Origin of the sequence: Streptomyces sp. NBC_00289 (assembly GCF_041435115.1) — a bacterium.
In the GTDB taxonomy this organism is placed as follows: domain Bacteria; phylum Actinomycetota; class Actinomycetes; order Streptomycetales; family Streptomycetaceae; genus Streptomyces.
Map to the genome: position 1 here is coordinate 858846 of NZ_CP108046.1, position 26666 is coordinate 885511.

22 protein-coding genes and 2 pseudogenes are annotated in these 26666 nt (G+C 69.5%); 14 read left to right on the plus strand and 10 right to left on the minus strand.

What is annotated here, in order from left to right; all coding sequences use genetic code 11:
* Window positions 1–111: 111 nt before the first annotated feature.
* From OG985_RS04585 to OG985_RS04605, 5 genes are all read left to right on the plus strand, one after another.
* Window positions 112–723: a TetR family transcriptional regulator gene (locus OG985_RS04585; RefSeq protein WP_371666909.1), complete on the plus strand. Its 612-nt coding sequence runs from the start codon at window positions 112–114 to the stop codon at window positions 721–723.
* 445 nt (window positions 724–1168) lie between these two features.
* Window positions 1169–1762, plus strand: coding sequence for a TetR/AcrR family transcriptional regulator (locus tag OG985_RS04590; RefSeq protein ID WP_371666910.1), 594 nt, complete (start codon window positions 1169–1171; stop codon window positions 1760–1762).
* A gap of 100 nt (window positions 1763–1862) precedes the next feature.
* Window positions 1863–2600 carry an NADPH-dependent F420 reductase gene (locus OG985_RS04595; protein WP_371666911.1) on the plus strand — a complete coding sequence of 246 codons (738 nt, stop codon included), beginning with the start codon at window positions 1863–1865 and terminating at the stop codon, window positions 2598–2600.
* Between the two features lie 291 nt (window positions 2601–2891).
* Complete coding sequence (locus tag OG985_RS04600) at window positions 2892–3641, plus strand: SDR family oxidoreductase (RefSeq protein ID WP_371666912.1); 750 nt, start codon at window positions 2892–2894, stop codon at window positions 3639–3641.
* A 487-nt stretch (window positions 3642–4128) separates the two neighbouring features.
* Entirely contained in the window at window positions 4129–4968 is an 840-nt protein-coding gene (locus OG985_RS04605) for a helix-turn-helix transcriptional regulator (protein WP_371666913.1), read from the plus strand.
* Here the strand turns inward: OG985_RS04605 and OG985_RS04610 are convergent.
* Complete coding sequence (locus OG985_RS04610) at window positions 4958–5245, minus strand: hypothetical protein (protein WP_371666914.1); 288 nt, start codon at window positions 5243–5245, stop codon at window positions 4958–4960. The two genes, OG985_RS04605 and OG985_RS04610, sit on opposite strands and share 11 nt — an antisense overlap.
* Before the next feature lie 13 nt (window positions 5246–5258).
* On the opposite strand from OG985_RS04610, the pseudogene OG985_RS04615 reads away from it, so the two are divergent.
* Window positions 5259–5438 (plus strand): annotated as a pseudogene (locus OG985_RS04615) (transposase); the annotation flags it as partial.
* A 21-nt stretch (window positions 5439–5459) separates the two neighbouring features.
* Here the strand turns inward: OG985_RS04615 and OG985_RS04620 are convergent.
* From OG985_RS04620 to OG985_RS04630, 3 genes and pseudogenes are all read right to left on the minus strand, one after another.
* Window positions 5460–5843, minus strand: coding sequence for a hypothetical protein (locus OG985_RS04620; protein ID WP_371666915.1), 384 nt, complete (start codon window positions 5841–5843; stop codon window positions 5460–5462).
* A 43-nt stretch (window positions 5844–5886) separates the two neighbouring features.
* Window positions 5887–6042 (minus strand): annotated as a pseudogene (locus OG985_RS04625) (IS630 family transposase); the annotation flags it as partial.
* Window positions 6043–6124: 82 nt separating this feature from the next.
* The gene (locus OG985_RS04630; protein ID WP_371666916.1) at window positions 6125–6439 is read right to left on the minus strand and encodes a hypothetical protein; all 315 of its coding nucleotides are present in this window, start codon (window positions 6437–6439) and stop codon (window positions 6125–6127) included.
* A gap of 145 nt (window positions 6440–6584) precedes the next feature.
* On the opposite strand from OG985_RS04630, the gene OG985_RS04635 reads away from it, so the two are divergent.
* The gene (locus OG985_RS04635) at window positions 6585–7835 is read left to right on the plus strand and encodes an IS701 family transposase (RefSeq protein ID WP_371674258.1); all 1251 of its coding nucleotides are present in this window, start codon (window positions 6585–6587) and stop codon (window positions 7833–7835) included.
* 111 nt (window positions 7836–7946) lie between these two features.
* Here the strand turns inward: OG985_RS04635 and OG985_RS04640 are convergent, their stop codons facing one another.
* From OG985_RS04640 to OG985_RS04655, 4 genes are all read right to left on the minus strand, one after another.
* Window positions 7947–8993 (minus strand): hypothetical protein, encoded by a 1047-nt coding sequence (locus tag OG985_RS04640; protein WP_371666917.1) that lies wholly within the window; start codon window positions 8991–8993, stop codon window positions 7947–7949.
* Window positions 8994–9727: 734 nt separating this feature from the next.
* Window positions 9728–11023, minus strand: a complete 1296-nt coding sequence (locus OG985_RS04645; RefSeq protein ID WP_371666918.1) for an MFS transporter — start codon at window positions 11021–11023, stop codon at window positions 9728–9730.
* Entirely contained in the window at window positions 11020–11559 is a 540-nt protein-coding gene (locus tag OG985_RS04650; protein ID WP_371666919.1) for an ArsR/SmtB family transcription factor, read from the minus strand. The genes OG985_RS04645 and OG985_RS04650 overlap by 4 nt, the downstream gene beginning before the upstream one ends.
* A 356-nt stretch (window positions 11560–11915) precedes the next feature.
* A complete protein-coding gene (locus OG985_RS04655; protein WP_371666920.1) occupies window positions 11916–13688 on the minus strand; it encodes a PucR family transcriptional regulator in 1773 nt (590 codons plus the stop codon).
* A 249-nt stretch (window positions 13689–13937) separates the two neighbouring features.
* Between OG985_RS04655 and OG985_RS04660 the strand changes: the two genes are divergently transcribed.
* The 6 genes from OG985_RS04660 to OG985_RS04685 all read left to right on the plus strand — a co-directional run bounded on the left by OG985_RS04660 (window position 13938) and on the right by OG985_RS04685 (window position 21371).
* Window positions 13938–14465, plus strand: a complete 528-nt coding sequence (locus OG985_RS04660) for a general stress protein (RefSeq protein ID WP_371666921.1) — start codon at window positions 13938–13940, stop codon at window positions 14463–14465.
* A 525-nt stretch (window positions 14466–14990) separates the two neighbouring features.
* Entirely contained in the window at window positions 14991–15488 is a 498-nt protein-coding gene (locus OG985_RS04665; protein WP_371666922.1) for an Hsp20/alpha crystallin family protein, read from the plus strand.
* A gap of 481 nt (window positions 15489–15969) precedes the next feature.
* Entirely contained in the window at window positions 15970–17853 is a 1884-nt protein-coding gene (locus tag OG985_RS04670) for an MFS transporter (RefSeq protein ID WP_371666923.1), read from the plus strand.
* Window positions 17854–17923: 70 nt separating this feature from the next.
* Complete coding sequence (locus tag OG985_RS04675) at window positions 17924–18316, plus strand: DUF2267 domain-containing protein (RefSeq protein WP_371666924.1); 393 nt, start codon at window positions 17924–17926, stop codon at window positions 18314–18316.
* Window positions 18317–18351: 35 nt separating this feature from the next.
* Window positions 18352–18780, plus strand: a complete 429-nt coding sequence (locus tag OG985_RS04680) for a DUF2267 domain-containing protein (protein WP_371666925.1) — start codon at window positions 18352–18354, stop codon at window positions 18778–18780.
* A 416-nt stretch (window positions 18781–19196) separates the two neighbouring features.
* Entirely contained in the window at window positions 19197–21371 is a 2175-nt protein-coding gene (locus OG985_RS04685) for an FUSC family protein (RefSeq protein ID WP_371666926.1), read from the plus strand.
* A gap of 240 nt (window positions 21372–21611) precedes the next feature.
* Here OG985_RS04685 and OG985_RS04690 read toward each other — a convergent pair whose 3' ends face one another.
* The gene (locus OG985_RS04690) at window positions 21612–22949 is read right to left on the minus strand and encodes a ferric reductase-like transmembrane domain-containing protein (RefSeq protein ID WP_371666927.1); all 1338 of its coding nucleotides are present in this window, start codon (window positions 22947–22949) and stop codon (window positions 21612–21614) included.
* Between the two features lie 584 nt (window positions 22950–23533).
* Between OG985_RS04690 and OG985_RS04695 the strand changes: the two genes are divergently transcribed.
* A complete protein-coding gene (locus OG985_RS04695; protein WP_371666928.1) occupies window positions 23534–25285 on the plus strand; it encodes a cellulase family glycosylhydrolase in 1752 nt (583 codons plus the stop codon).
* A 68-nt stretch (window positions 25286–25353) separates the two neighbouring features.
* Here OG985_RS04695 and OG985_RS04700 read toward each other — a convergent pair whose 3' ends face one another.
* Window positions 25354–26655, minus strand: a complete 1302-nt coding sequence (locus OG985_RS04700) for a cellulose binding domain-containing protein (protein WP_371666929.1) — start codon at window positions 26653–26655, stop codon at window positions 25354–25356.
* Window positions 26656–26666: the final 11 nt, after the last annotated feature.

Consider the following 26666-nt stretch of genomic DNA (forward strand, 5'->3'; position numbering starts at 1 on the left):
CATGGGATCGATCGTTAATATCCACTTGGATATTAAGAGTATCAGTGGCCCGCTCGAGGCCCCGATGACCCCGCCAACCCGCATTACAGTGATCACATGAAGGAGCCCGCCATGAACGACCAGGAAGCGCCCGAGAAGCCGCAGCGCAGCCGCCGACGGGACCCCGAGGGACACCGGGCGGCCATCCTGGAGGCGGCCCGCCACACCTTCGCCGAGCGCGGTTACGCTCGTACCACCCTGCGCGAGATCGCCCGCCGGGCCGACGTCACCCACGGCCTGATCACACGTCAGTTCGCGTCCAAGGAACGGCTCTTCCTCGCCGCTGTACCCGGCAACCGCGACCTGGAGCGGGTAGCCGCCGGGGATCCGGCGACACTGCCCGACCGGATCTCCCACGCCTTCGTGCAACGGATGGAGACCGACGCCGCCAACGACCCGCTCGTGGCCCTTGTGCGCAGCGCCGCGTCCGACGAGCGCGCGGCCGCTCACCTCCTGGTCGCGATGCAGGAGCACAGCGCCACCGTCTACCGGTCCGTACTCTCCCCCAACGCAGCGGCAACACCAGGCGACGACCTGGACACCCGCGTGGCGCTCGTGGGGTCACACCTGATCGGCGTGGCCTTCAGCCGCTACATCGCCCGAACGGAACCCCTCGCCTCGATGCCACCCGCCAAACTCACCGAACACCTCACTCGGACACTGCGGTGCATCCTCTTCGACTGACGCCCCGGCCACGCCGGTCCCCCCTGTCGAGCAGGACGGGACCGACGGGCGGGTCGGAGGTCCCGGTGACCACTTTCTCTATCAGATAGATCTCTGGCCATCCGACCGGACTCACGGACTCGTCGTCGTTAAGCAGGGGCCGAAAATCTGGGCAGGGTAGGTCGTCGTCCACTGCTCGCCCGCCTATCGGCCAGGTGCGAGGTTGTGGAGACGGGCGATGCCGCTCATCGCGTGATGGACTGGTAGAGGCTGAACCGGATGACGCCGCAGGCCCCTCTGTACGGCTCTTGCCCTGCGCTTTGCGGCCAGGTATGTCGGCCCCCTGCGTTGTCCGTGGCCGGTCCCGCCGGTTTGACCGGATGCCGCCTCCGCTTTACTGTCGTATGCGTACGGAGGCAGCATCCGTTTTGATGCGGCCGCAGGATCACGGCGGACAGGAGGGCACATGAGCGTCGGTGAGCAGCGGGGACGCAAGCCCCGCGCGGACGTCCAGCGCAACCGCGCTGCCCTCATTGAGACCGCGCAACGTCACTTCCTGCAGCACGGGGTCGGCACCTCGCTCGAGGCGGTGGCCAAGGAGGCAGGCGTCGGGCCCGGGACCTTGTACCGACACTTCCCCACCCGGGAGGCGCTGCTCGCGGCCGTGTTGCAGACGCGCTCCGAGGAGCTGGTGGCCCGTCAGGCGGACATCGAGCAACTCGGCGACGCCGGCGAGGCGCTGGAGCAGTGGCTGCGGGCGATGGAGGAGTACTTCAGCGCCTTCAGCGGGTTGCCGGACCCGCTCATGGCCGCGGCCCGGGCGCAGGAGCCGGACAACCCGCTCACGATCCCCTGCGACATCCTCATCTCCGCCACCGATCAGTACGTGCGAGCGGCGCAGCTCGCGGGGCACGTGCGCGCGTCGGTGCGGGGGCACGACCTGTTCCTCGCCGCCTGTTCCGTTGCCTGGATCAAGGGCACCGGCACCGAGGAGGAGTCGCTCGACCGGCTCCGCACGCTCATCGCGAGCGGCTACCGCCAGCGGGACACCCAGGCGTAAAACGCCAGGCACCCCGTCCTCGCAACGCCAAGAGGCACCACCACACAGCCAACACGTCGCGCTGCCCTCGGGGGCAGCACAACCTCCTGAGGAACAAATCATGAAAATTACCGTCATAGGTGTCGGTGCCATCGGCGGGAGCCTCGCTGCCAAGCTCAGCACGGCGGGTCACGACGTCCAGGTGGCCGACGCCCGCCGCCCCGTGGCCGTCCCGGCCGAGGTGCTCGAGTCCGGGGCCCGCGCGTCGGACCTCTCCGACGCCGTCCAGGGCCGGGACGTCATCGTTCTGTCGATCCCGTTCGGGGTGGCGGGCCAGCTGGCGGACCTGTTCGCGTCGGTGCCCGACGAGACGGTGGTCATCGACACCTCGAACTACTACCCCGGCATGCTCAGCGAGCCGATCGAGGCGGTGGACAACGGCCAGGTGGAGAGCGTGTACACCGCCGAGCTACTCGGCCGCCCCGTGGTCAAGGCGTGGAACGCCGCGCTGGCCGAAACCCAGCGGACCAAGGGCGTCCCGGCCGGAACGCCCGGCCGCCTCGCCATCCCCGTCGCCGGCGACTCCGAAGAGGCGCGGCGCGTGGCCATGCGCCTCGTGGACGACACCGGCTTCGACCCCTACGACGCCGGCACGCTTGCCGACTCCTGGCGTCAGCAGCCCAACAGCCCCGCGTACTGCACCGAGTTGACCCTCGACGAGCTGCCGGCGGCCCTGGCCGCGGCCGACCGCGCCAAGGACGCGCGCGTCCGCGACAGCCTCCCGGAACGCTTCGCCGCCCTCGGTGCCCATCCCACCGTCGACGACGTCGTCGAGATGAACCGCGCCGCCCACCGCTGAGTCACCCGAGGCTGCCCTCGTACACGCAATGGCCCGAGGGCGGCGGCGTCGGCGCGGTTCAACGACGAATCCACTGTTACCCGCTCAGACCGTGATCCTGGCCACCGAGGTCTGCTACCGGCGGCTCGCTGCGCCTGGTCTGGAGGCGCTGACCGGCTGTGGCGTCTTCTACGGCTCGCCAGGGACCGCCGATCCATGGATAAACCTTCCTCTCCCGCCCCTGCGCGGGCGCTCCTACGGTCGAGGCTGCGGGCGCTCACCGGCCCGCCGCAACGAAGGAGCGAGACCCCCATGAAGATGACCGGCAACACGATCCTGATCACCGGCGGAACCTCGGGCATCGGCCTCGGCCTGGCCCTGCGCCTGCACGAGGCCGGCAACAAGGTGGTCGTCGCCGGCCGGCGCAAGGAACTCCTCGACGAGATCACGGCCGAGTACCCGGGCATCGACGCGCTCGTCCTCGATGTCGCCGACCCCGAGTCGATTGCCCGGGCCCGTGAGACCGTGGCGGCGACCCACCCGGGGCTGAACGTCCTGGTCAACAACGCCGGCATCATGCTGCGGGAGAACCTCCTCGACCCGGCCGGTCTCCAGGTCGCCGAGGATCAGGTCACGGTCAACCTGCTCGGCACGATCCGGATGACGTACGCCTTCCTGCCCCTGCTCGCGGGCAAGGACGACGCGACCGTCATGAACGTCACCTCCGCGCTGGCGTTCGTACCGTTCCCCAGCACCCCGACCTACTCTGCGACCAAGGCCGCGCTGCACTCCTTCTCCGAGAGCCTGCGCATCCAGCTCGCCGGTGCCGGTGCCGGCGTCCAGGTGATCGAGATGGTGCCGCCGGGCGTGCGCACGACCCTGCTGGGCCAGCAAAACAACGACCAATCCATGCCGTTGGACGACTTCCTCACCGAGACCCTCGACCTGCTGCGCGAGAAGCCCGGCGCGAAGGAGCTTGTCGTCGAGCGCGCCAGGTTCATCCGCGACGCGGAGGCCAACGGCTCCTACGACGACGTCCTCGCCATGATCAGCGGCAGCTGACCGACCTGTAGTGACCGACGCGGAAGAACAGCACGCGGGCGGGCCGTGAGAGGTCACGTCATGGGCGAACGCGAGCTGGACCCGCCTCGCGGAGGTCCTCACCAAAGACGCGGAACGAATAGGGAAGCGTCTTCGGCTCCGTCCCGAGTGCCGAGAGGCACGCGTGCACCCGTCTGACACGGCGAACATCGTCGTGTCGGCCGGTCCAGGCGACGCGGCCCGGGCCCGGTCCAACACATTGGACGTCGTCGACGAGGACCGTCGCCGCAGGCCGTCTTCCCTGCCGACGGCCAGCGGCGCACCGCCGACGGTCAGCGACTTTCCCAGCGAGCCATGCAGCTCAAGGGACCATCGGGCCCGTCCCACCCCGAGCGCCCTCGGCCTCGGCATCGGCCTCATGGGCGGCTTCGCGCGGGTGGAAGAGGAGCGCTCAGCCATGGATCGGCGGTCTCTGGATAGGCGGGCGGGATGCGGCGAGGATGGGGGCATGGACAAGAAGGAACTGGCGGAATTCCTGCGCCACCGGCGCGAGACGCTGCGGCCCCGCGACGTCGGGCTGGCCGAGGGGCCACGCAGGCGTACGCGGGGGCTGCGCCGCGAGGAGGTCGCGCAGCTCGCCGGCATGTCCACCGACTACTACGCCCGGCTGGAACAGCGGCGTGCTCCGCAGCCCTCCGTCCAGATCACCACGGCTCTCGCCCGGGCACTGCGGCTGACCCTGGACGAACGCGACCATCTCTTCGTCCTCATCGGCCACAACGCCCCGGCCCGCTTCCAACGCTCCGAACATGTCAGCCCGACGCTGCTGCGGGTCCTGGACCGCCTGGACGACTCCCCGGCCATGGTGCAGACCGACCTGTTCGACACCCTCGCGATGAACCCCGTGGCCGTCGCGCTGCTCGGCGACCAGACCCGCCACACCGGTCTGGCCCGCAGCGGCTACTACCGCTGGTTCATGGACCCGGCCGAGCGTCTGATGGTTCCCGAGGAGACCCACGAACGCCACGGCCGTGCCCAGGCAGCGCGCCTGCGGGCCGCGCTGACATCCGGCAGCGACACCCCCCGGGCCGCCCTGATCCTCGCCGAACTCCAGGAACACAGCCCCGAGTTCGTCCGCATGTGGGAACTTCAGGAAGTCGCGCAACGCTACGACGACTGCAAGGCCGTCCTCCATCCCGAACTCGGCCGCATCGACGTCGACGCCCAGCTCCTGTACACCGAGAACCGCGCCCAAACCCTGGTCGTGCTGACCACTCGCCCAGGCACGGAGAGCCACAGCAAACTCGAGCTGCTCTCCGTCATCGGACACCAACAGCTCACACCCTGACGTCCTGGACCCCGGGGGCTCCTACGAGCGGCGATGTCGTCGTGGATCCGGGCGGCGACCACCTCGGCGAGCTTGGCCCGCGCTCCCTCGACCAGTCCGGCTCGACCACGTTCCCCGCGATCCGCGGCCCTCGCCGACGCACCCGGTGCTTCTCGATCCAGGCGGCCACCGACTCCAGATGGGGGCCCAGCACGGTCTGGGCACGCGCGTCACCGGCGATGACCGCGTCGACGACCGCGCGGTGAGCCTCGTGCGAGGTCTCCTTCGCGGTGTGCATCTCGGCCTTGCGGTCCTGGCTGAACCGGATCGAGGCCCAGTTCACGGCCCTTCGCTACTTCGCCCTGGACGGCACCGACCGCCCCACCCACGAGGCCCAGGGCAGCATGATCCGCCGCTACATCATCTGGCGGAACAAGCACGCCACCGACAAGCGCCTCAACGACGTCGCAACCAGGGCGGACGCCGCCTGACTCCGGCTGTGACAGCTCTCCTCACCACAGATGCAGGAAGCTCCGGGCGTCGTCAAAGCCATCAAGAGCCCGACCGTCCACCTCCTTCGGATCCGCCTCCGCACGCGCCGCCAGCGACTCCACGAGCGCAAGGGCCTCAGCACTGAGGTATCCGAAGCGCCGGGCGGTATGTCCAAGGCACAGACCAGCCAGGCCCAGCAAAGGGCTCCCCGGCACAGCCCGCGTCCCGACCTGCACGCACCAGTGCTCGACGAACTCCCGATCCTCGTCGTTCAACGCACTCCCGACCAAGACACTTGCCGCCTCACCCTCGTGCGCGCGGTCGCGAAGCGCCCGCTCCAGCGTCTCGACCACCGCCTCGTGAGGCAGCGCGGGCGGATTCTCGAAGCGCAGATGAGAGTGCACCCCACGAGGGTACGGGCCTGCGACCACGGGGAGACCAGGGCGAACGGGCGATCACCGGGACCCGGTTGCCGCCGGCCGAGGCCAGCAGCATCATCGCCCGCCGGTAACGCACCGTGCTGGTGCTGCCCCGGCGCACGATCTGCTGCAGCTTCTGCCCCTCCTGGTCGGTCAGTCTGCGCACACGGACAGGCTCGGCCACCACACCCCCACGATCGGATCGGACGTCACCGCACATCCAGCCGTCCCGATCGTCGCCGCGCCGAACGTTCCATGTCAGAGGACTACATGTCGCGCTGGGCCTCGATTTCGGCGGCCATAGCAGCCATGTCGCGTACGTGCGTGTAGTACCTGGTCGCGTACTCGTCGTCGATCGCCGGAAGGACCCGCTCGAACACGGTCATCAGCCGCGTCAGGCCCGCGCGGCGCTGTTCGTTGAGCGGACCTTCGACGACGCCGAGGGCATAGCCATAGGCGTCCGCGTCGAGCATCACCATGTCCTGGCTCTCGATGTCGAGGCCGCGAAAGCCGGGTGGGAACGGCATGGCCATGTGCTCGGCCATCCTCTGCGTGAGGGCGTCGACCCTCTCTTCGGACATGCGGAGATCTTGCCAGGAACTCACCGGCGTCGAGGTTCAGTTCGCGGACCAGGTCAGAGCACTAGTAGAGCTTGGTCAGCTTCACTCGTGGGTGGCGTGTCCGCTGGTCCGTGAGGGTCGTTGAGGTGGTGTGACACCTGAGGAGATGGCCTCGGTCCGGGAGGACCTGGAGGCGTTCGCGGCGGAGTTGTTCGACGGGTTCTTCCGTGCGGATCAGCGGCGGTGGGGGCAGGCGTACGTGCGCGGATTGTTGCTGGACGGGCGGCGTAAGTCGGTGGAGCCGATGGCGGCCCGACTGGGTGAGGACGGTAATCGTCAGGCGCTGGCGCATTTCATCACCTCCAGTCCGTGGGATCCGGCGCATGTGCGGGCCCGGCTGGCCTGGCGGATGCACGAGGCGATCGGTCCAGAGGCATTGATCGTCGATGACACCGGCTTTTTGAAGGACGGGGATGCCTCGGCGTGTGTGTCACGGCAGTACACCGGCACCGCGGGCAAGGTCACCAAGTGCCAGGTGGGGGTTTCGCTGCATCTGGCGCGCGAGAGGGCCTCGGCGGCGGTGAACTGGCGGCTGTTCCTGCCCGCGTCCTGGGATCCCGACTCGCCGGAGGCGGACCCGGACAAGGTCGCCCGCCGCAGTCGCTGCGGCATCCCCGACCGGGTGGGGCATGTCGAGAAGTGGCAGCTGGCCCTGGACATGATCGACGAGAGCCGGTCGTGGGGCATCGACATCCCCCTGGTCGTCGCGGACGCCGGATACGGGGACGCCGCCGCCTTCCGCCACGGTCTGGAAGAACGCAACCTGCCCTACGCGGTGGGCATTTCCTCCCGCCACACCGCCCATCCGGCCGACGCCCGGCCCGTCCAGCCCGCCTACGCGGGAACCGGCCGGCCACCGCGAATGCAGTATCCCGAGCCTGCGCAGACCGTGAAAGACCTGGTCATCGCGGCCGGGAGGACGGCCACGAGGCCGGTGTCCTGGCGGGAAGGCTCCCGCCCGGGCAAAGGAATCAGCGGCTTCAAACGCATCTACTCGCGGTTCGTGGCTCTGCGCATCCGCCCGGCCGGACGCGGCGTCCGCCAGGCCACCGACGGCCCTGAACTGCCCGAACGCTGGCTGCTGGCCGAATGGCCCGCCACCGAACCCGAACCCGTGCAGTTCTGGCTCTCCAGCCTGCCCTCCGGCATGCCACTGGCGACCCTGGTGAGGCTGGCCAAGCTGCGCTGGCGCATCGAACACGACTACCGCGAGATGAAACAGGCCCTGGGACTTGCCCACTTCGAAGGCCGCACCTGGAACGGCTGGCACCACCACGTCACCCTCGTCTCCGCCGCCCACGCCTTCTGCACCCTGCAACGACTGGCACGAGACCCAAAAGACGCGGCGCAGGTCTGAGCCTCTACCAAGTCGTCCGAGAACTCCAGACACTTCTCGCCGCCTGGACCGGTGCTTGCCCCACCTGCCACCGCGACATACCCACACCGATACGGACCTGACCAAGCCCTACTAGAGGTCAGGTGTTGGTGTGGCGTCCACCTTGGTCACCTGGGTGCCGATGGAGTAGACGGCAGGTTTGCCGTCTGCGGAGATGATTCCGAGTTCCGTCTGTGCGTAGTGGCGGACGACCTTGTTCATGCGCGCGTCCGGGTTGTGCTGGACCAACGGCTTGTCCGAGTCGCCGAGGTTGATATAGGAGTTGAGGTCCTTGGCGAGGAAGGTCTCATCGACGGCGCTGTCGGACAACACGAGCGCGCCTCCGTCAGCGGTTTTCGCGGCGAAGACGTCCCCGGGGTGGGGGGCGGTCTTTGTGAAGTCGACCCAGGCGTGCTCGTCCAGGTTGCTGGCCCGCTCGGTGTACCAGGAACTGCCGGTGCGTCGGGCTGAGGTGTTGGCGAGCGGGGTGTTGTGGCCGCCTGTCACCCACAGGTCGGTGACCAGTTCCGGCAACTGCGAGGGCGCCGTCTTACCGATCTTGGTGTCCGGGTCGGCGACCTTCATCAGCCCGGACTTGTCGAGGGCGATGTGCGGCACCTTGGCCACGTCAGACCCCCCGAAGTCGCGGGCAACGACCATCCGCCAGCCGTCACCGGAGCGCTTGAAGACGAGGAACCTGATGTTCTTCGACCACAGCTTGCCCGGCTTGCCATGGGTGAGGTCCGCGCCTTGGGTGCGCACCAGGAACCAGTTGGTCTTCGAGGAGGCGGGCGGGATGTAGAAGGTGCGGTTGACGTACGCGAACGGAGCGAGATTGTCCGCGACGTCGCTCTTGTCGAGGGCTGGGATCTGTGTGAAGTACGCCTGGTCCATCGCAAGGACAGCGCCACCTTCCGCCTTCGCCATGAGCGAGGCGGAACGCTGGGCGTTGGCCCGGTTGTTGAGCTTCTGATAGGCGTCCACCGTCTTGTTCGCCTCGGCCTTGGTGAGCAACGGCCTCTCGGCCGGCGCAGCGTCCGGGGCCTCGGAGGCTATGTCGGCGGTGGAACATCCGGTCAAGGAAGCCGCAGTTGAGAAGACGACCGCGGCGAACACGCCCATGCGCGTGGCACGGGTCATGTGAGCAGAGCGGGCCAAGTGAGCCATGGCAAGGTATCCCCGTTTCTTGTGTACTTTCGGCGACCGTCCTGGGCAGTGCGCACGAGAAGATCGCTGTGCCACGGTATCGATCCCTCTCCCCCGGGCGGCAACTCCAGCCTCGCTCCGGAACCGGACCGTAACTTTCCGTCTCAACGAACATCCGCTCGCATCCGCGGAGTTGAGCGCCCTCCTGGTCAGCCGCGACCCGACCCTGCCCGAACGCCTCGGCCCTGTCGTCGCCGACGCGGACTGAACCCAGTGGACGTGCACAAGGCGAGCGACCGCCTGCGGGAAGGCATCTGGCGGCTACACCAACCCTCCCGCGTCTGAAGCGGCGGTTTCGGCCCCGGCACCCTCAGGCCTCTGTGGTGTCGCAGCCTTCTCCGTGGTGGCCGCAGCCTCTCCGCCGCATTCCCGTGGCGGCGCACCGGGCCGCGTCGCACCGTTCCCGAGAGCCGCCCGCGGGCCGGACAGTGCGCTCGCCGACGCCACGATCATCGAACGGCAATCGCGACCGCCACTCTCCGGCGCGGCGGGCCCTCAACGTCCTGTGCGCGCGGCACCCGCCCGCTGGTCCGGTGCCTTGCCTCCGGGACCCGGACGCCTCCGAGGAGGACGAGGATCGACGGCCGGCACACCCGAGCGACTCGGCCACTCGTCGCGCCCCGCGGGTGCCTGCGACCCGCCCTGTGGTGACGTTCGCGGCAGGGGTGTCACACCAAGTCAGGTGCACTCTCCTGGGCGGGATCCTCGGATGCCGGGTGATCTGGACCGGCGGCCGGGGCGGCGGCACGCAGCGCCGCTTCGACCCGGCGGTTGCTGGTCATGGATGCCGTGACGGCCGTCATCGCCAGGAGGAGGACGGCAGCGGCGTAGAGCGGGGTGCGGATGTCGTAGGTGGTGGCCAGCCAGCCGCCGAGGAAGGCCCCCATGGGGGCGGCGCACATGGCCAACATGCGGGAGGTGGAGGCGACCCGGCCCATCAGGCGGGCGGGGACGATCGCCTGCCGGAGGGAGGGGCCGAGCACCATCGTGGCGCCCATGCCGGCCCCGCAGACGGCGAGCGCCAGTCCGGCGACGTACGGGTTCGGGGCGACGGCCAGGCCCAGGATGGCGAGCCCTTCCACCGCGGCCGTGCAGCTGAGCGCGGCGCCGGTGCCAAGTCGGCGGCCGAGGAAGGAGGCGATGCCCGCGCCGAGCAGGCCGCCGGTGGCCTCCGCTGCGAGGAGCAGCCCGAAGCCGTAGGTGTCGATGCCGAGGCGGTCGTGCGCGAAGAGGGCGAGGACGGTCTCCACGGCGAGGAAGGCGATGTTCCCGACCGCCGGGCGGAGCGCGAGCCCGAGCAGCACCCGGTCCCGGAAGACGTACGAGGCCCCGGCCCGCGCCTGCCGAAGCAGCGACTCGCGGACCTCCGGCACGGGCCGGGGCATGGCGGGCAGCGACCGTACGAGCAATGCGGAGAGCGCGAACGACACCGCGTCGGTGAGCAGTGGAACCGCCCGCCCGAGCGCGAGCAGCGCACTGCCCGCAGGGGGCCCGGCGAAGCCGGACATGGCGGTCTGGGCGCCGCGCAGGCGGGAGTTGGCGCGCTCCAGGAGTGCGGGGTCGCGGCCGAGCAGATCCGGTAGATAGGCCGTGGCGGCCGTGTCGAAGAAGAGTCCGCCGAGGCCGAGCAGGAAGGCGACGGCCGCGAGCAGCGGAATGCTCAGCATGTCGAGCGCGGCCGCCGCCGCGGCTATCGCGAGCAGCACCGCACGCGCCGCGTCCGCGGCCCACATCGTGCGCCGGCGGTCCCAGCGGTCCACGAGCGCGCCGCCGAGCACCCCGAAGAGCAGCCACGGCAGCGTCCCGGCGGCCGTGACGACGGCGAGCGCCATCGGATCCCGTGTCAACGTCAACGCGAGCAGCGGCAGCGCGGCATGCGACACCCCGTCACCGAGCGAGGAGATCGTCTGCGCGGTCCACAGCCGTCCGAACCCGGTCGGCAACTTCCGGAAGTCTGAGGTCACTTGGCGCCCCCTTCGGCCTGCTGGCGCGATGCCGGGTGGAACAGCGCGAAGACGAGTGACGCGTCCGGCAGCGACGGATCGGACAGCTCCCGGTACTCGTCCGCCAGCGCCTGCAGCCGCTCCCCCAGCTGCGCGAACTGCTCCTCGGTGAGCCGCAGATGCGCCATCCGTACGTGCCGCTCGCCATCCACCGGCGACGCCTCCAGGTCCGCCACCGCATGCCGCATCAGCACATCCGGCCCTCCCTCGCCCGGATCCGGCAGCGCGATCGCCCGCGCGGCCATCGCGTAGTACCGCTCGGTGACCCCCCGCACCTTCCGCGTCCGTACCACCTTCACCAGGCCGGCCCGCTCCAGCAGCCGTACGTGATAGCTGGAACTCCCCTTCGCAAGGCCCACCCGCTCGGCGATCTGCGTGATCGTCGCCGGCTCGAAGCGGAGCACGGCCATGATCCGGTGACGCGTGAGGTTGGAGACGGCGCGCAGCTGCTCGTCCGTGGTGACGTGAAACGTCTCGGGGAGATCATCGGTAGGCATGCCCTCAATGGTCAACGTTTCTTGACCATTGCGCAAGGGGTTCGTTCAAGAACCCCGGAGGGCTTCATGGCACAGTGTCCGCACCCACTTCCGACGGCCTGCGGATGCGCGCCGAGCAAGTACTCGGCAACTGCCCGAACTACCCGCAGAGCCGCGTCATCACCGGGCCGGCCGATGCCGCGCCGGCCGGGAAAGCGCGCACCGGCGAGGAGCTCACCGACGGCCGGCGACGCTGGATCGAGCAGGCCGCCACCTTCTTCATCGCAAGCCGCGCCGCCGAGCACGGCGCGGACTCGTCACACCGCGGCGGCATGCCGGGCTTCGTCACCGTCGCGGGGCCCCAGGTATGGCTTGGGTCAGCGCTGCCCGCCCAAGATGATCCTCCAGATGCGGGTTGCCACCTGGAGATTGAGGCGGGTGTCCACATCCGCCAGGTCGCGGTCGCTGATCTCGCGGATGCGCTGGAGGCGGTAGCGCAGGGTGCTGCGGTGGACCGTCAGCGCGGCGGCCGCATCGTCGTAGTTGCCTCCGCAGTCGAAGTAGCGCGAGAGCGTCTCCACCAACTCCGTGTCGTGCTCTGCGTCGTAGTCGATCAGCTGGCCGAGCCACTCTCGCACGAAGCCTTGTAGCTCTCGAAGATCGTTGCCGGGCCCCAGGATCCGGTACAGCCCGAGGTCGTCGAAGAACGTCGTCCCGCTGCGCTGGCGGGAGTTCTGCCGCACCTCCAGGGCCCGCATTGCCTCCTGATAGCAGCGGGGAATGGCGTCTGGGGAGTCGCAGCGGGTGCTCACCCCGATCGCTCCGTCGGGCGTCCCCAGCTCATGGGCCAGCACCGCGTGCACGGCATTGTCGTCGGGCCGTGCTTCGGTCAGCAGGACCACCCGGTCGCCGCGACGGGTGATCAGCGGACGGGTCGCCGTGGTGGCCGTGGCGGCCGTTGCTTGCTCGACGGCGCGGGTGAAGGAGCCGTCTGCGGCGTTGCCCGGCCAGTGCACCACGACCACGTAATGGGTACGTTGCAGGTCGTGGCCCACGGCTTCGGCCCGGGCGTAGGCGCCCTGCTGGTCGGTGCCCTCCAACAGGTCGTCGACCAGCTGGCGGCGCAGCCGCAGTTCGACCTCGGCGAGTTCGCGCATGTGCATGAGTTCCTGGGCGAGCGACTGCTGGGCGTGATCCAGGGCGAACATGGTGTGCTCGTCGGCCGTCGCGTCGGGGTCCTCGATGGCGAGTACGCCGAGGACGTCGCCGCGCGGGCGGGCCAGGGCGATCAGCCGATTCTTGACTCTGACCGGGCCCGCCTCGCGCGCGACCTGCCCCAGCATCTCTTCCTGGTAGGTCGAGGACCGCACCGGATAGGGGTCGGGCCGGTCGGGACCTGCCCAGGACCTCAGGTTGCCGAACCGGTCCTCGACGAGCGCCGACAGCCCGGTGAGCTCGTACAGCGCTTGGGTGATGGCGTCCTCCCCGCCATCCCGGGCAGCGACACGGGCCAGGGTCTCGTGCACGGTCTTCTGCAGGTGCAGCTCGGAGCGCATCGCGTCCAGCCGCCGCAGTGCGGTGTCGCGTTCGGTGCCGAGTCGGCTCAGTTCGCCGGCGTTGTCGTGCTGCGCGGCGTGCGTGACCGTCAGTGACAGGGCCGCCGATGTGAGCCCCACGAGGGTGGAGAGGAGAAAGTGCCCCTGCTCGTCGGGCCCGGAGTGGGAGGAGACGAGGATGTAGCCCAGCAGACCGTCGGCCCCGCGCAGGCCGAACGCCCAGTTCCAGGACCGCTCCGGAAGGGATACGGAGCCGTCAGCCTCGCCCAACTCCTCCACCTGCGCGTCGTCGACCGTTGGCGCTCCCGCGTCGTGGCCGGGGACGCGGGCCAAACCGTCGCCCGTCGCGAGGTACCCGGCATCGGCGTGGTAGGGACCAAGGGCACTGACGTGCCGCATGGCCAACCGCAGGATCTCACTCTGCTCCGCGCAGGTGAACAGGGTGCGGGACAGCATCAACAGCCCGTGCGGGTCCAGCGCCGCGAGCAGACCGGGGTCGCGCCGTTCGGTGCCCGCGGTGTCGCCCGGGCGGGTCACTTCCTGGTCGGGGACATGAGAGGACAGCCTCTGCCTCTGTGACGGACGGCAGGCCATAGATCACTCCGTTCTCCGGTCATCGGAGGCGATCAAGCGAATCGTGGGATCCACGCCGGGGCGAGCCCTGAGTACCCAGCCCCGGCAAGACCATCCGGCTCGTATGGATTTGTTCCTGTTCTCGTGGACCGACCGGCTGCGTCGGTTTCTGACCTGCCGGGCGCAGGCGGAGCGCGCTGCTCTCTTGCCACGCTTGGCTTTTCAGGGATCGCCGGCGCACCGGCGACCGTGGGAGGAAAGGACTGGCTGATGAAGGAGCAGGCCCGCAGGACCATCGCCTCGTACACGACGTACCAGGAGGCGGAACGCGCCGTCGATCACCTCTCTGATCAGGGTTTTCCCGTCGAGAGGGTGGCCATCATCGGGCAGGACGTGCGCCTGGTCGAGCAGGTGACCGGCCGCATGGGATATGGCGGGGCCGCCCTGCACGGCGCGGCGAGCGGCGCCCTGCCCGGCGCACTGATCGGATGGATCTTCGGGCTGCTGAACTGGCTGGACCCTGTCGTGTCTGGGCTGCTCCTCGCCTTGTACGGGCTGGTTTTCGGAGCACTCGTCGGCGCGCTGCTGGGCTTGCTGGTGCACGCGGCCCAAGGTGGCCGCCGGGATTTCGCCTCGGTGAGCTTCATGCAGCCCGACCGGTACGACGTCGTCGTCGACGACGCGGTCGCCGACGAGGCGGTGCGGCTGCTGGCCGAGCTGCCCAGCGGGACCGGTACGGGCACAGGCAGCGGGGCTTGGAAGAGCAGCCACCCGCGGAGCGGTCCCGCCGTCACCTGAGCGAGTGCTGAAAGACCGGGCTCGATTCCGAGGCGAACGGGGGCCGCCGCACCCGGGAGGAGGTACTCGTGGCCGAAGCAGTGGGCATCGACACCACCAACTCGGTGCTCGCCGTGCGGGAGGACGGCGGCCCGTCCGTGGTGCCCGACAGCCACGGCAGCCACACGACACCGTCCGGGTGCGGGCCTTGTTCGTCTTCACCGGCGCGGACGCCACACCAATTGGCTGTCCGGCGCGCTCGGCCTCGACGCGCTCGGCTACGTGCTCACCGGCGCGGAGGCACGAGCCTGCTCCCTTCCCGAACTGTGGCAGAGCCAGGGCCGCGACTGCCTGGCAGCGGCTCGGTGAAGCACGTGGCCTCAGCGGTCGGCGAAGGCGCGATGAGCATCCACGTCGCGCACCGCTACCTGGCCCACACGGCCGCGCCCGGCGGTAGTCCCCGCGCACCCGTCCGAAACAGTCCGCTTGGCTCGCATGCCGCTCAGCGGGCGAGGAGATCCCGAGAAGGAAATGGAGGCGATGGAAATGACCACGCCCGTCCGACGTCACCGCGGTGGCGCGATGCAGGACAGGCCCGCTGGCTGGGCACGCAATCCGCTGACGGAGTTCGACCAACTGCTCAGCGAGATGAGCGGACTGATGGAATCCACGGTGGGGGGCACTGTGCCCGCCGTGGCGTGGACACCCCTGGCGGATGTCACGGAGTCCGACGACGCCTTCCAGGTGGAGATCGAGCTTCCCGGCGTCAAGAGCAAGGACATCAGCGTCGACGCCAACGGCCAGGAGCTGGTGGTCACCGGAGAGATCAAGGAGAAGGAACGCAAGGGCGTCCTGCGCCGGAGCACCCGCCGCACCGGAGCCTTCGAGTACCGGCTGCGGCTGCCCGGAGAGCTCGACACCGAAAAGATCGATGCGCACATGTCGGGCGGGGTGCTCACCATCACCGTCCCCAAGGCGGAGGCCGCCAAGCCCCGGCATGTCGAGATCAGCGACAGGAGTGAAAGCACTGAGAGCAGCGGCTGAGACCGAACGCCGCGGTTCCGGACACACGTCCGGCACCGCGGCCCGGGCCGGCGAGGCTCAACACCCGGGGTGACTCATGAATGACGTCCCGTTTCACGGCGTCCACAACCCCTCACGGCGGCGGAGACGCCGCACGTGGCTCCCCATCGGCCGGCTTTCGGCGCCGCAGACGCCAGGCGCGCAGCAGCCGCAGCGGGAGCAGACCCAGCGGTGCTCGCCGGCCCAGGTCCGCCTGGTCCTCGCGGTCGAATGCCCGTGCGTAACGCTCGGCGTCCTGGGCCGTCGCATATCGCTTGCTTCCCTCCGCTCCGCACCCACGCGCGCAGCGCCAGAGCATCGTGTCGCTCTCGTGGAGAAAGCGAAAACGGTGTCCCAGAAGGTGGCAGCGCAGCACAGAGAACCACCCTATGCGGACCAGCCCATTCCGGCCTGTTCTGTCCCTCCAGGCAACAGCCCAAGGCCCTGAACGAGGAGGCATGGCATGACCACCACCGCCGAGCTCGGTATCGTCACGACCAAGGTTCCCGCCCGGCTTGACCGGCTGCCGTGGTCCCGGTTCCATTGGCGGATCGTCATCGGTCTGGGAACCGTCTGGATTCTGGACGGACTGGAAGTCACGATCGTCGGGGCGGTTGCCGCCCGTATGACCGAGCCGGGCAGCGGCATCAACCTGACCAGCGCAGACATCGGCACGGCCGCCGCCATCTACGTGGCAGGCGCATGTGCGGGGGCTCTGCTGTTCGGGAGGCTCACCGACCGCTACGGGCGCAAGAAGCTGTTCATGCTCACGCTCGGCATCTACATCCTCGCCACCGTCGCGACCGCGTTCGCCCACGACGCCTGGTATCTCTACCTCGCCCGCTTCATCACCGGTATGGGCATCGGCGGAGAGTACGCCGCGATCAACTCGGCCATCGACGAGCTGATTCCTGCCCGCAACCGCGGACAGGTGGACCTGGCCATCAACGGCAGCTACTGGGTCGGTGCGGCGATCGGCAGCCTGGTCGCCGTGCTGCTTCTCAACGAGAGTCTGCTGGCAGCCGACCTCGGCTGGCGACTCGCCTTCGGCCTGGGCGGCGTTCTGGGCCTGGGCATCATGCTGGTACGCCGCCACGTGCCGGAGAGTCCGCGCTGGCTGTTCATCCACGGACATCAAGCCGAGGCTGAACGCATCGTCGACCAGATCGAGGCCGAGGTGCGCCAGGAGACCGGCCGCGAGCTGCCGGAACCGGGCGAGGCGGTCACCGTACGGCAGCGCGACGTCATCCCGTTCAGGGAGATCGCCGGCGTGGCTCTGCGGCGGTACCCGCGTCGCGCCCTTCTCGGTCTGGCGCTCTTCATCGGACAGGCGTTCCTGTACAACGCGATCGTCTTCGACCTGGGCACGATCCTGAACGGCTTCTTCGACATCGGCTCCGGCTCGATCCCCTACTTCCTTGCCCTCTTCGCCATCGTCAACTTCCTCGGACCACTCCTTCTCGGCCGACTGTTCGACACCGTGGGCAGAAAGCCGATGATCGCAGGCACCTACTTCGGCTCGGCAGTCGTGGCAGCCGTCCTCGCCGTCCTGCTGATCAACGGTTCCCTGACAACCTGGTCGTTCTTCCTGCTGGTCTCGCTGACCTTCTTCGTGGCGTCCGCGGGAGCCAGCTCGGCCTACCTGACGGTGAGCGAGGTCTTCCCCATGGAGACCCGAGCCCTGTCCATCTCGCTGTTCTTCGCGATCGGCACGGCCGTCGGCGGAATCACCGGCCCGCTGCTGTTCGGCCACCTGATCCACAGCGGCGATGCCAACCTGGTCGCCGTCGGCTTCCTCGTCGGAGCGGCAGCCATGGCGCTGGGCGGACTGGCCGAGGTCTTCTTCGGTGTCCAGGCCGAACAACAGTCCCTGGAGAACATCGCCCGGCCGCTCACCGCCGAGGAAGCCGACGCGGCCTGGCGCGACGAGCCCGCGCCACAGGACGCACGAGACCGCCTCCGGCCCGCGCCCGTCCGGCAGGCCGCGCACGAGCGGGAACTGCGGATCGCCGACCGCACCGCCCGCCGCCGGGAGCGGCAGCGCGCCGGAGCCCACCGCTACCGCCCAGGCACCGGACCGGGCAGCACCCTGTACTCGCCCGGGATGGCCGGCACAGCGGGCACGGCAAGCCGTACGTCCGCCGTGGCCGAACAACGCCTCGACGACGAGATCGAACAGATCACCCACGCGCTCCAAAAAGCCGGCCCGACGAGCCGAGACCGACTCGAACAGGCCGTGGGCGGCCGTTCCTGGGGCCCCGGGCGCTTCCGGCGCGCCCTGCGTGAGTCCGCGCGCGAGTCCCGAACCAAGAGCCTTGCGAACGGCACCTATGCGCCGGCGGACTGACCCGGCCGGCCCGACGGCACACCGGGCCGCCCCCATGACCAGCGGTGACCGGGACAGAAGGAAGGCAGCGATGAAATACGACGGATTCCTCGCCCGTGTACGCGAGCTCGGCGAATACAACGACCAGGACGAAGCCGCGGACGTCACCAACGCCGTGCTGGAAGTGCTGGCCCAGCGGATCAGCCCGGGAGAGGTCAAAGACCTCGCATCCCAGCTGCCCGGCCCACTGGGACAAGTTCTGCACCACGCCACGCCACAGCAGGCGCGGAGCTTCGGGATCGAAGAGTTCTACCGCCGGGTCGCCGAACGCACCCATGCCCGGCCGCGTACCGCGCAGTGGGACGCCAGCGCGGTCCTGACCACCGTCGCCGACGCTGTCACGGGCGGAGAACTGAACCAGCTCATCAGCCAACTCCCCTCCAGTTACGCGGTCCTGTTCGGCAAGGCCGACCTCGCGGACTGAGCCCGTGAGGCGCCCAGAACGAAAGGCCCACGAAAATGGTCGACACAGGTTTCTCCTCGTTCGACACCATGGTGGACAAGGCCAATCGGCTCCTCAAGGACGTCGAGGAGGCCTTCGAGTGGCCCAAAGAACGCCGCAAGCAGTCGTACGCGGCACTTCGGGCCGTGCTGCACCCACTCCGGGACCGTCTCCCGGTCGAGACCGCCGTACAATTCGGCGCCCAGCTGCCGACCCTCATCAGAGGCGTCTACTACGACGGCTGGAAACCCGCCGAGACGCCCGTGAAGATGAGCAACGAGGAGTTCTTCGCACGGGTCCGGAGCGAATTCCCCTACACGGTCGAGGGCGGCAGCGAAAAACTGGTGCGCACCGTACTGAAATCCCTGGAGCGCCACGTGAGCGCCGGCGAATGGCAGCACCTCAAATCCCGGGTGCCGAAATCCCTTGCCGCGCTCCTGCCGTGATCCGGCCGGAGACGATCACGAGTGCGGCTCAGCCCCCGAACAGGCATGCGGCGCCCCGGCCGTCCCAACACCCAGGTGTAGTGATCACGAGCGCTGTTGACGCTCGCCGGTGCTTGATCACGGCGAAGACCTCCGGTGTCGCGCAGCTGTCCAGGACTGCACCGCACGGAGGTCTTCGTGTCCCACCATGATGCCCGGCCGACCGTTCACGGCACGCGGCTGCTCGTCGAGCGTGTCCGTTCCGGCCGTCCCGGCGCCCATGTCGCGTCGGAAATGGAGCAGGCCCCACGTAAACCACACGGCGCTGCTGATGACGCCGAACGCCGCGATGGCCGCGCCCGTCCGCCCAGCGCGGCGCCGCCAGGAGGCAGCCCGGCCAACGCGACCCAGCAGGGCGTTCCGGCTAGGCTCACACCGTGACGTGGCTGCGGGCCCTCGGCGAGGTCGTGCGATCCGGGCTCACGATCGAGGAGACGCGGCTGGAGCCCCTGCTCGCGCTGCGCACGGCTGCTGGGGTGGCGCTCGTCATCGGGCCCGCGCTGTGGCTGGTCTCCCCCACGTACGCCGCGTCCGCCGCCCTCGGTGCCTACTCCGCGGGTGGGGCCACCTTCCAGCGCACCTGGCGCCCACGCAAGGTCATCGCGCTCGCCGCGGGCTCGGGCCTGGCGGTCAGCACCTTCGTGGGCTACCTGGCGGCGGGGCGACTCGCGACGTTCCTCCCACTGCTGGCTGTATGGGCCTTCGTCGCCGGGATGGCGTGGGCCCTCGGATCGACCGCAGGGATCGTCGCAGCGACGACGGTCGGCAGCATGCTGGTGACCATCACCCTGCCCACGAGCGTCGGGCGAGCCCTGGAGCACGCCGGGGTCATCGCGCTCGGAGGGGTGGCGCAGGCCCTGCTGATCCTGCTGTTCCCGATCCGCCGCTGGGGGGCGCATCGTGACGCGCTCGCCGACGCCCTGGCCGCCGTGGCGGACTACGCCCGCCGGCTGCGGCAGGACCCGACCGCCCCGTTCGACCCGGAGCCGCTGATGACGGCCCGGGACGCGGCCGCCGTAACGCCGTCACAGGCCCGCACCCGTCCCCCCGTCCTCCACGGCCCCCGCGGCCTCGCCGAGCGCATTCTGCCGGTCGTCGCCGCGCTCGCCGACCCGGACGTCGGCGCCCCGGCGGAGGGACCCGGGCGGGACCGCGCACGGGAGTTGCTCAACGCGGCCGCCGACGTCCTGGACGCGGCCGCCCGTTCGATCCGCTGCGGCACTCCGACCGAAGTGCCGCCCCGGAGCACGGAAGTCCTGCGCGTCGACGAGGAACACGAAGTGCTGGAGGGGCCCGCCCGACAGGCCGCCCAACGGCTCGTGGAACTGCTCGACGAGGCCTTGGAGATCGCCGGGAGCGGCGGCGCGCGCGACAAGGCGCCAACGCCGCCCGGCCCCGCCAGCGCCCACTTCCTGGTGCGCCCGACCATGCACCGGCTGCTCCCGGTCGTCGTCCGGGCGGCCCGCTGTGAGCTCCGCCGGGACTCGCCCGTGTTCCGGCACGCCGTCCGCCTGGCGGCGGTGGCCACGCTCGGCTATCTCATCGCCGCCCTGCTACCCCTGGGCCACGGCTACTGGGCGCCCATCGCTGCGGTGATGGTGATGCGGCCGGACTTCCACCGGACGTACGCGCGTGCAGTGGCCCGTCTCGCCGGGACCCTGGCGGGGGTCACGCTCGCCACCGGGATGGTGCGGGCCCTGGGCCCGGACGCCCATGTGTTCGGCGCGCTGGCGGTGGTCTCGGCGGGCCTGTCGTACACGCTGATCCGTACCGGCTACGCCTACTCCCAGTGCTTCACCGCCGCGTACGTCGTCTTCCTGCTCGGCATGGGCGGCCAGGCATGGGAGCAGACGGTCCCGGAACGGGTAGTGCTCACCCTGCTCGGCGGGGCTCTGGCAATGCTGGCGTACGTGGTGTTCCCAGCATGGGAGACCCCCCGACTGCCGAGCCGCCTTGCGGACTGGCTCGCCGCCAACGGCCGCTACGCCGCCGCGGTGCTCCGCAGCTACGCCGAACCGACCCGGGAGCATCGCGCCGACACGCGCAGGGCCCTCCTGGCGAGCAGGGAGGCACGTGCCGCCTGGCAGGAGGCCTACGACCAGGCAAAACAGGAACCGGTCCGCCCGAGAGGTCTGACATCGCGCGAGGCGGAGGACGCACAACAGGCGCTCAAGGGACTCGACCGCGCGGCGATGCTCATGGAGAGCCACATCCCGCGGGCCGACAGCCGATTCGCCCCCGAGGCGCAGCAGTTCGCCGAAGCCTTGGAGGCCGACACCGCGCAGGCGGCAGCCGACGTGCGCGAGCACAAGAATCCCGACTGGCAACGCGTGAAGCAGGCACTCCACGCGTGGGAGGACGCCGCCGGCGACCAAAGCCCGGTAGTGCGGCGCGGAGCGGAACTGCAGAAGCAGGCCTTGGACGACCTCGCGACGGCCGTGAGCCGCACACCCCTGGAACGGGACGTCGGCTCTGCTCGCGAGGAGCAGCGCGTGCGGGCGGCCGTAGCTGCGGAAGGTGACCGACCAGAATCCACACGCCAGGGTGGGTGACGGCCCCGGCGACGAGCCTGTGACCATGCGACTACGGTCCGCAGGGCCATGGACCGCAAGAAGGACGCCGGCCCCAACCGGGGCGCGGGCGCCGTCGCCCTGAGGCCTTCACGGAAATCGGCCTCGTCTCACTCAGCCCGACACCTCCGGGACACAGGACTTCGCAACCGCACGGAGGGGGCGGCGAGCGAAGCCCGTGGACCGCGCTGAGACGTCATCGCGCCCGTCGCCCCCCTTGCGTCAGGCCAGGCCGAACCGCTCGGCGTGCACCTGCAGGTGCGGAACCTTCAGCCTGCGCAGGGCGCCGAGCACGGTCGAGGTCATCGCGGGCGGACCACAGACGTAGACGTCGCGTTCGGCTATGTCGGGAACCAGGCCGAGGAGACCGTCGGGCTCGAACGGCGGGCTCGTCTCCCCCGTGCGGCCGGTGAGCAGGTGCAACCGCCCACCCCGGTCCGCGATCAGGGCTCGTACCTCGTCGACCAGCACGGCATCGCTCTCACTGCGCACCCGGTAGAGCACGACGACGTCGTCGCCCGCTTCCTCCTCCAACAGGGCTCTGACCGGCGTGATCCCCACTCCTCCGGCGATCAGGAGCGCACCCGGCCGCGTTCGGTGCAACGCGGTGAACGCCCCGTACGGACCTTCGACGAATGCGCGGCTCCCGACCGGGACGTGCCGCAGACCGGCGCTGGCGCTGCCGACCGCCTTGGCGGTCAGGCGCAACGTGCGGCCGTCGGGCGCCGCCGACAGCGAGAACGGATTCGCCAGCCACCAGTGGTTGTGCCCGGGGAACCGCCAGATGCAGAACTGGCCGGCCCGGGCCGGCAACCTGTCGAGGTGACGGCCGGTGACGCGCACCGACACCACGTCGTCCGACTCCAGCACCACCTCAGCAACCCGGAACCGGTGATAGGCGTTGCGCCACAGCGGCAGGACGATCCGCCCCGTGACCAGAGCACCGAACGCGAACAGCCACAGAGCCCACCAGTAGACCTTCGCCGGCGCGGAATAGCTGAACGTCGTCGTCTCCTGCAACTGGTGGACAAATGCCAGCCCCAACGCCACGTACAACAGCAGATGCAGGCCGTGCCAGGTCTCGTACCGAAGCCGCCGTCTGACCTGCCGGGCGGACACCGCGGCGACCACGACGATGATCGCCGCGGCCCCCATCCCGAGCAACGAGGCGGGCACTCCGGCCAGTGCGGAGAACGTCTTCGCCATCGACGCGTCATCGAGCCTCGCAAAGCCCAGCACCACCAGCAGGGCGTGGGTGAGCACGGTCCACAACAAGGTGAACCCGACCCACCGGTGCCACACCGTCAGCCGGTCCATGCCGATACGGCGGTCGAGCCACGGCAGCCGCGCCACCAGCAACAGCTGGAACAGCACGAGCACGGCGGCGTGCAGACCAAAGAACCTGGCGACCGTGAGCACCCCGTTCTGGCCGGTCCCGGCAGCGAGGAACAAGCCCTCGAGGATCACCAAGTTGACAATGACAAAAGTCCACAACGCCCACTGCGCCGCAACGACCGGAGGTCTGGTGCCTGTCCGCACCTGTGTACTCGTCGCTTCCACCGCTTCCCCTTCATATGTCCATGTGACGTGTTCGCGCCCGGCACCCCCGAGGCCGCGAGGACTCGAGCACGCTGATCTGATACGGCCCCGGTAGGGGCAGGAAAAGGAAACGTGACGAAACGAGTGCGCTGTTTGGCCTCGGTCGTGCTCGTTCCGCGATCGGCACCCTGGTCGTGCTGACCACACTGTGCACTACAGGCTTGCGCCCCGACCCCTGATCAGCCCAGATCCTGGCACCAATTGCGCAAGCGGTCGCACTGCCCGGCGTCGGGTTCAGCGGCTGCGCCGCCGCCCCCGGCGGGCGTACGTGCCCGTCCCGGACACCCGGCATGACGGCACCGCCGTCGGCGTCGACAACGACCCCCGCCCGCTCAGAACCACGATGGCCACCCGCACCGGCGTCCGACCGGTCGCGGCCCGCCCGGCCGCACTTGGAGGGCTCTCTCTTCGGGGGCGCCCGCCCCGGCTGCGGGCAGACACGCACGGAGTCCTTTCTGTGCTCTTTCTGTGGAGCGCGGCAACCTTCCGTCCTGCGGCGACCACTGGAAAGCAACACCGGCTCGGCATTCCAGAACGGATGAGCAATGAGAAAGCAGCAAGCCCCACAGCACCGCCGACGCAGGATCCGGCTGGCCGTGGGTACGCCGCTGGCGCTGATCGCCGCTGGCGTTCTCGCCTATGGCGCGGTCTTCGGGACGTTCGGAGACGACGCCGAGCCCCACGCTGCGGCGGCGCCGGCTCCGGTGCCCCGCGACGCGTCGGCGGCCGTGGCCGCGATGCAGCCGGGCTGGAACCTGGGCAACAGCCTGGACGCCGGCCCCGACGAGACAAGTTGGGGTCAGCCGCGCACCACCAAGACCCTGCTGGACTCGGTCCGCGCCCAGGGCTTCAAGAGCATCCGTGTCCCCGTGACCTGGAGTGACCACCAAGGGGCGGCGCCGAACTACACCATCGGCCCGGCGTACATGAGCCGGGTCAAGCAGGTCGTCGACTGGGCGATCACCGACGGCCTCTACGTGATCATCGACGTGCATCATGACTCCTGGCAGTGGACCAGCAAGATGTCCACCGATCACGACCAGATCCTGGCCCGCTTCGACGCGACCTGGACGCAGATCGCCACCGCGTTCCGTGACGAGCCTGCCCAGCTGGTCTTCGAGAGCGTCAACGAACCCCAGTTCGACAACGCCGACAACGCCCGCAAGGCCCAGCTGCTCAGCGAGCTCAACACGTCCTTCCACAAGGTCGTGCGTGCGTCGGGCGGCACCAACAAGAACCGTCTGCTCATGCTGCCCACCGAGGCCTGTACCCCCAGCCAACGGCTGATGGACAACCTGGCCACCTCGATCAAGTCGCTGCACGATTCCCGACTGATCGCGACCGTGCACTACTACGGCTATTTCCCGTTCAGTGTGAACGTCGCCGGCTCCACCCGCTTCGACGCGCAGGCCCGGGGCGACCTGGACACGACGTTCAGGCTGATGCGCGACACCTTCGTCGCCCAGGGCATCCCCGTCGTGCTCGGCGAGTACGGTCTCCTCGGCTACGACCACGGTCCCGGCGCGGTGGAACGCGGTGAGATGCTGAAGTACTTCGAGGCGCTCGGCCACGCCGCCCGCACCAACAAGATCACCACGGTGCTGTGGGACAACGGCTCCTTCTACGACCGCGGCAAGCTGCTCTGGAAGGACGCGGGGCTGTTCCGGCAGATCAAGTCGAGCTGGACGACCCGCTCGGCGACAGTCTCCTCCGACCGCGTCTTCGTGCCGAAGTCCGGGCCGGTCACGGACCGTTCGCTCACCCTGGACCTGAACGGCGCAGGCTTCACCTCGCTCAAGCAGGGCACCACCAAGCTGGTCAGCGGCCGGGACTACACACTCTCCGGCAACCGGCTCACCCTGAAGGCGACCACCCTCACCCGGCTCGTCGGCGACCGCTCCCCCGGGGTCAACGCGACGCTCCGGGCCGGGTTCTCCCGAGGGGTACCCTGGCGCATCCAGGTGATCACCTATGACACCCCGGTGCAGTCGGACACGACCGGTACGACCGCGTCGTTCCGCATTCCCACACGGTTCCGGGGTGACGTGCTGGCGACGATGCAGGCCACGTACGCCGACGGCAGCAACGCGGGCCCGACCAGCTGGACGCCGTACCAGCAGTTCAACACCGCCTTCGCACCGGACTACGCCGAGAGGACCATCCGCCTGACCCCCGCCTTCCTCAACGCGCTCGAGGACAATGCGCGCGTCAAGCTCACCTTCCCTTTCTGGAGCGGCGCCACCGTGACCTACCACGTGACCAGGTCGGGCAGCACGGTGACCGGCACGACCTCCTGACCACGGCCGCCCGGCCGGGTGCTCAGCCGGGGGCGGAGAACACCAGGCGGGCTGCGAGGAACCGTTGGTCACTTCGGCGCGGTCACCGTCATGGCGCAGGCTGTGCCGTTGAGGGTGTAGGAGCTCGGCGCGGCGGTGTTGCCGGTGTGGGTCGCCTGGAATCCGATGTCGACGGACGCGCCTGGGGCGATCGTGGCGTTGTGGGCGACGTGCCTGGCCGTCACCTTGCCGGAGGTGGGCGAGTAGTCCGCGTTCCAGCCGGAGGTGACGGTCTGGCCGGCAGGCAGGGTGAAGACGAGGGACCAGCCGTCGATCGTGGTGGTGCCGGTGTTGGCGATGCTGATGTTCGACGACAGGCCGGTGTTCCAGGCACTGACGGAGGCGGTGACGCGGCAGGTCGCCGTCCCCGGCGGCGGGTTGGAGGTCTGGAACTGTGTGAAGAACTTCCACACCTCCGCCGGCAGCCAGGTCCTGGATCCGCTGTCACCTGCGGCCCCGTCCTGGGGAGCTGCGATGTGTCCTTCGTCGAAGGCGGCCCAGACGACCGGATGTCCGGCCGAGCAGCCCGAGTAGGCGGTGATCCGGTGCGTCAGGCTGCCCTGGGCCGGTTCTGGCGGGTTCTGGCCGGCGCAGCCGTTGTTCCTGACGAACCTGTCTCGCAACGTCCGTCCGCCGGAGATCATGAGGACGTTGTCCCTGAGGCCGTGTACCCCGAGGTAGGCGATGGGCTGGGTGCCACCGCTGCATCCGCTGAGCTGGCCGCCGCTCTGGACCGCGACCGCGCGGAAGACCGTCGCGCGGGAACAGGCCAGCGCGTACGACATGGCGGCGCCATAGCTGAATCCCAGGGCGAAGCGCTGTGTCGTGTCGACGCACAGGTCCGTCTCGATCCGCCTGAGCATGTCGTCGACGAAGGTGACGTCTTCCCCGCCGGCATTGGCCCAGCCGTTGTCGAGGCCTTGGGGTGCTACGAAGATGGCGCTGTTGTTCGCCAGTCGCTGGAGCCCGTAGTAGGCCCAGGTGCCCGTTTCCACGGTGCGGCCGGTGGCGACGTCGGTGGAGGTGCCGCCCAGCCAGTGGAACCCGAAGACCAGCCGGTAGGGACGGTTGTGGTCGTAGCCGTCGGGGATGCGCAGGATGAAGTCCCGGATCTTGCCGCCGCTCTGGATGGTGTGCGTTCCGCTCGTCAGGGCGGGGATCTTGCCGCAACCGGGGCTCGGGGCGGCGGTGCCGACGGACGCGGCCACCGTGTCGGAGGCCGCACGCGGGGCGTCCTCGCCCTGGCCGCGTCCCAGTGCCGTGCCTCCCAGGCTCAGGACGACCAGCACCGCGACCACGGCGGACCAGAGCAGGGATCTTGTCCTTGTCATCGTGAAGCTCT

Coding starts and splice junctions, on each gene's coding strand:
- OG985_RS04585 (WP_371666909.1), top strand. CDS start 112: ATGAACGACCAGGAAGCGCCCGAGAAGCCGCAGCGCAGCCGCCGACGG.
- OG985_RS04590 (WP_371666910.1), top strand. CDS start 1,169: ATGAGCGTCGGTGAGCAGCGGGGACGCAAGCCCCGCGCGGACGTCCAG.
- OG985_RS04595 (WP_371666911.1), top strand. CDS start 1,863: ATGAAAATTACCGTCATAGGTGTCGGTGCCATCGGCGGGAGCCTCGCT.
- OG985_RS04600 (WP_371666912.1), top strand. CDS start 2,892: ATGAAGATGACCGGCAACACGATCCTGATCACCGGCGGAACCTCGGGC.
- OG985_RS04605 (WP_371666913.1), top strand. CDS start 4,129: ATGGACAAGAAGGAACTGGCGGAATTCCTGCGCCACCGGCGCGAGACG.
- OG985_RS04610 (WP_371666914.1), bottom strand. CDS start 5,245: ATGCACACCGCGAAGGAGACCTCGCACGAGGCTCACCGCGCGGTCGTC.
- OG985_RS04630 (WP_371666916.1), bottom strand. CDS start 6,439: ATGTCCGAAGAGAGGGTCGACGCCCTCACGCAGAGGATGGCCGAGCAC.
- OG985_RS04635 (WP_371674258.1), top strand. CDS start 6,585: ATGGCCTCGGTCCGGGAGGACCTGGAGGCGTTCGCGGCGGAGTTGTTC.
- OG985_RS04640 (WP_371666917.1), bottom strand. CDS start 8,993: ATGACCCGTGCCACGCGCATGGGCGTGTTCGCCGCGGTCGTCTTCTCA.
- OG985_RS04650 (WP_371666919.1), bottom strand. CDS start 11,559: ATGCCTACCGATGATCTCCCCGAGACGTTTCACGTCACCACGGACGAG.
- OG985_RS04655 (WP_371666920.1), bottom strand. CDS start 13,688: ATGGCCTGCCGTCCGTCACAGAGGCAGAGGCTGTCCTCTCATGTCCCC.
- OG985_RS04660 (WP_371666921.1), top strand. CDS start 13,938: ATGAAGGAGCAGGCCCGCAGGACCATCGCCTCGTACACGACGTACCAG.
- OG985_RS04665 (WP_371666922.1), top strand. CDS start 14,991: ATGACCACGCCCGTCCGACGTCACCGCGGTGGCGCGATGCAGGACAGG.
- OG985_RS04670 (WP_371666923.1), top strand. CDS start 15,970: ATGACCACCACCGCCGAGCTCGGTATCGTCACGACCAAGGTTCCCGCC.
- OG985_RS04675 (WP_371666924.1), top strand. CDS start 17,924: ATGAAATACGACGGATTCCTCGCCCGTGTACGCGAGCTCGGCGAATAC.
- OG985_RS04680 (WP_371666925.1), top strand. CDS start 18,352: ATGGTCGACACAGGTTTCTCCTCGTTCGACACCATGGTGGACAAGGCC.
- OG985_RS04695 (WP_371666928.1), top strand. CDS start 23,534: ATGAGAAAGCAGCAAGCCCCACAGCACCGCCGACGCAGGATCCGGCTG.
- OG985_RS04700 (WP_371666929.1), bottom strand. CDS start 26,655: ATGACAAGGACAAGATCCCTGCTCTGGTCCGCCGTGGTCGCGGTGCTG.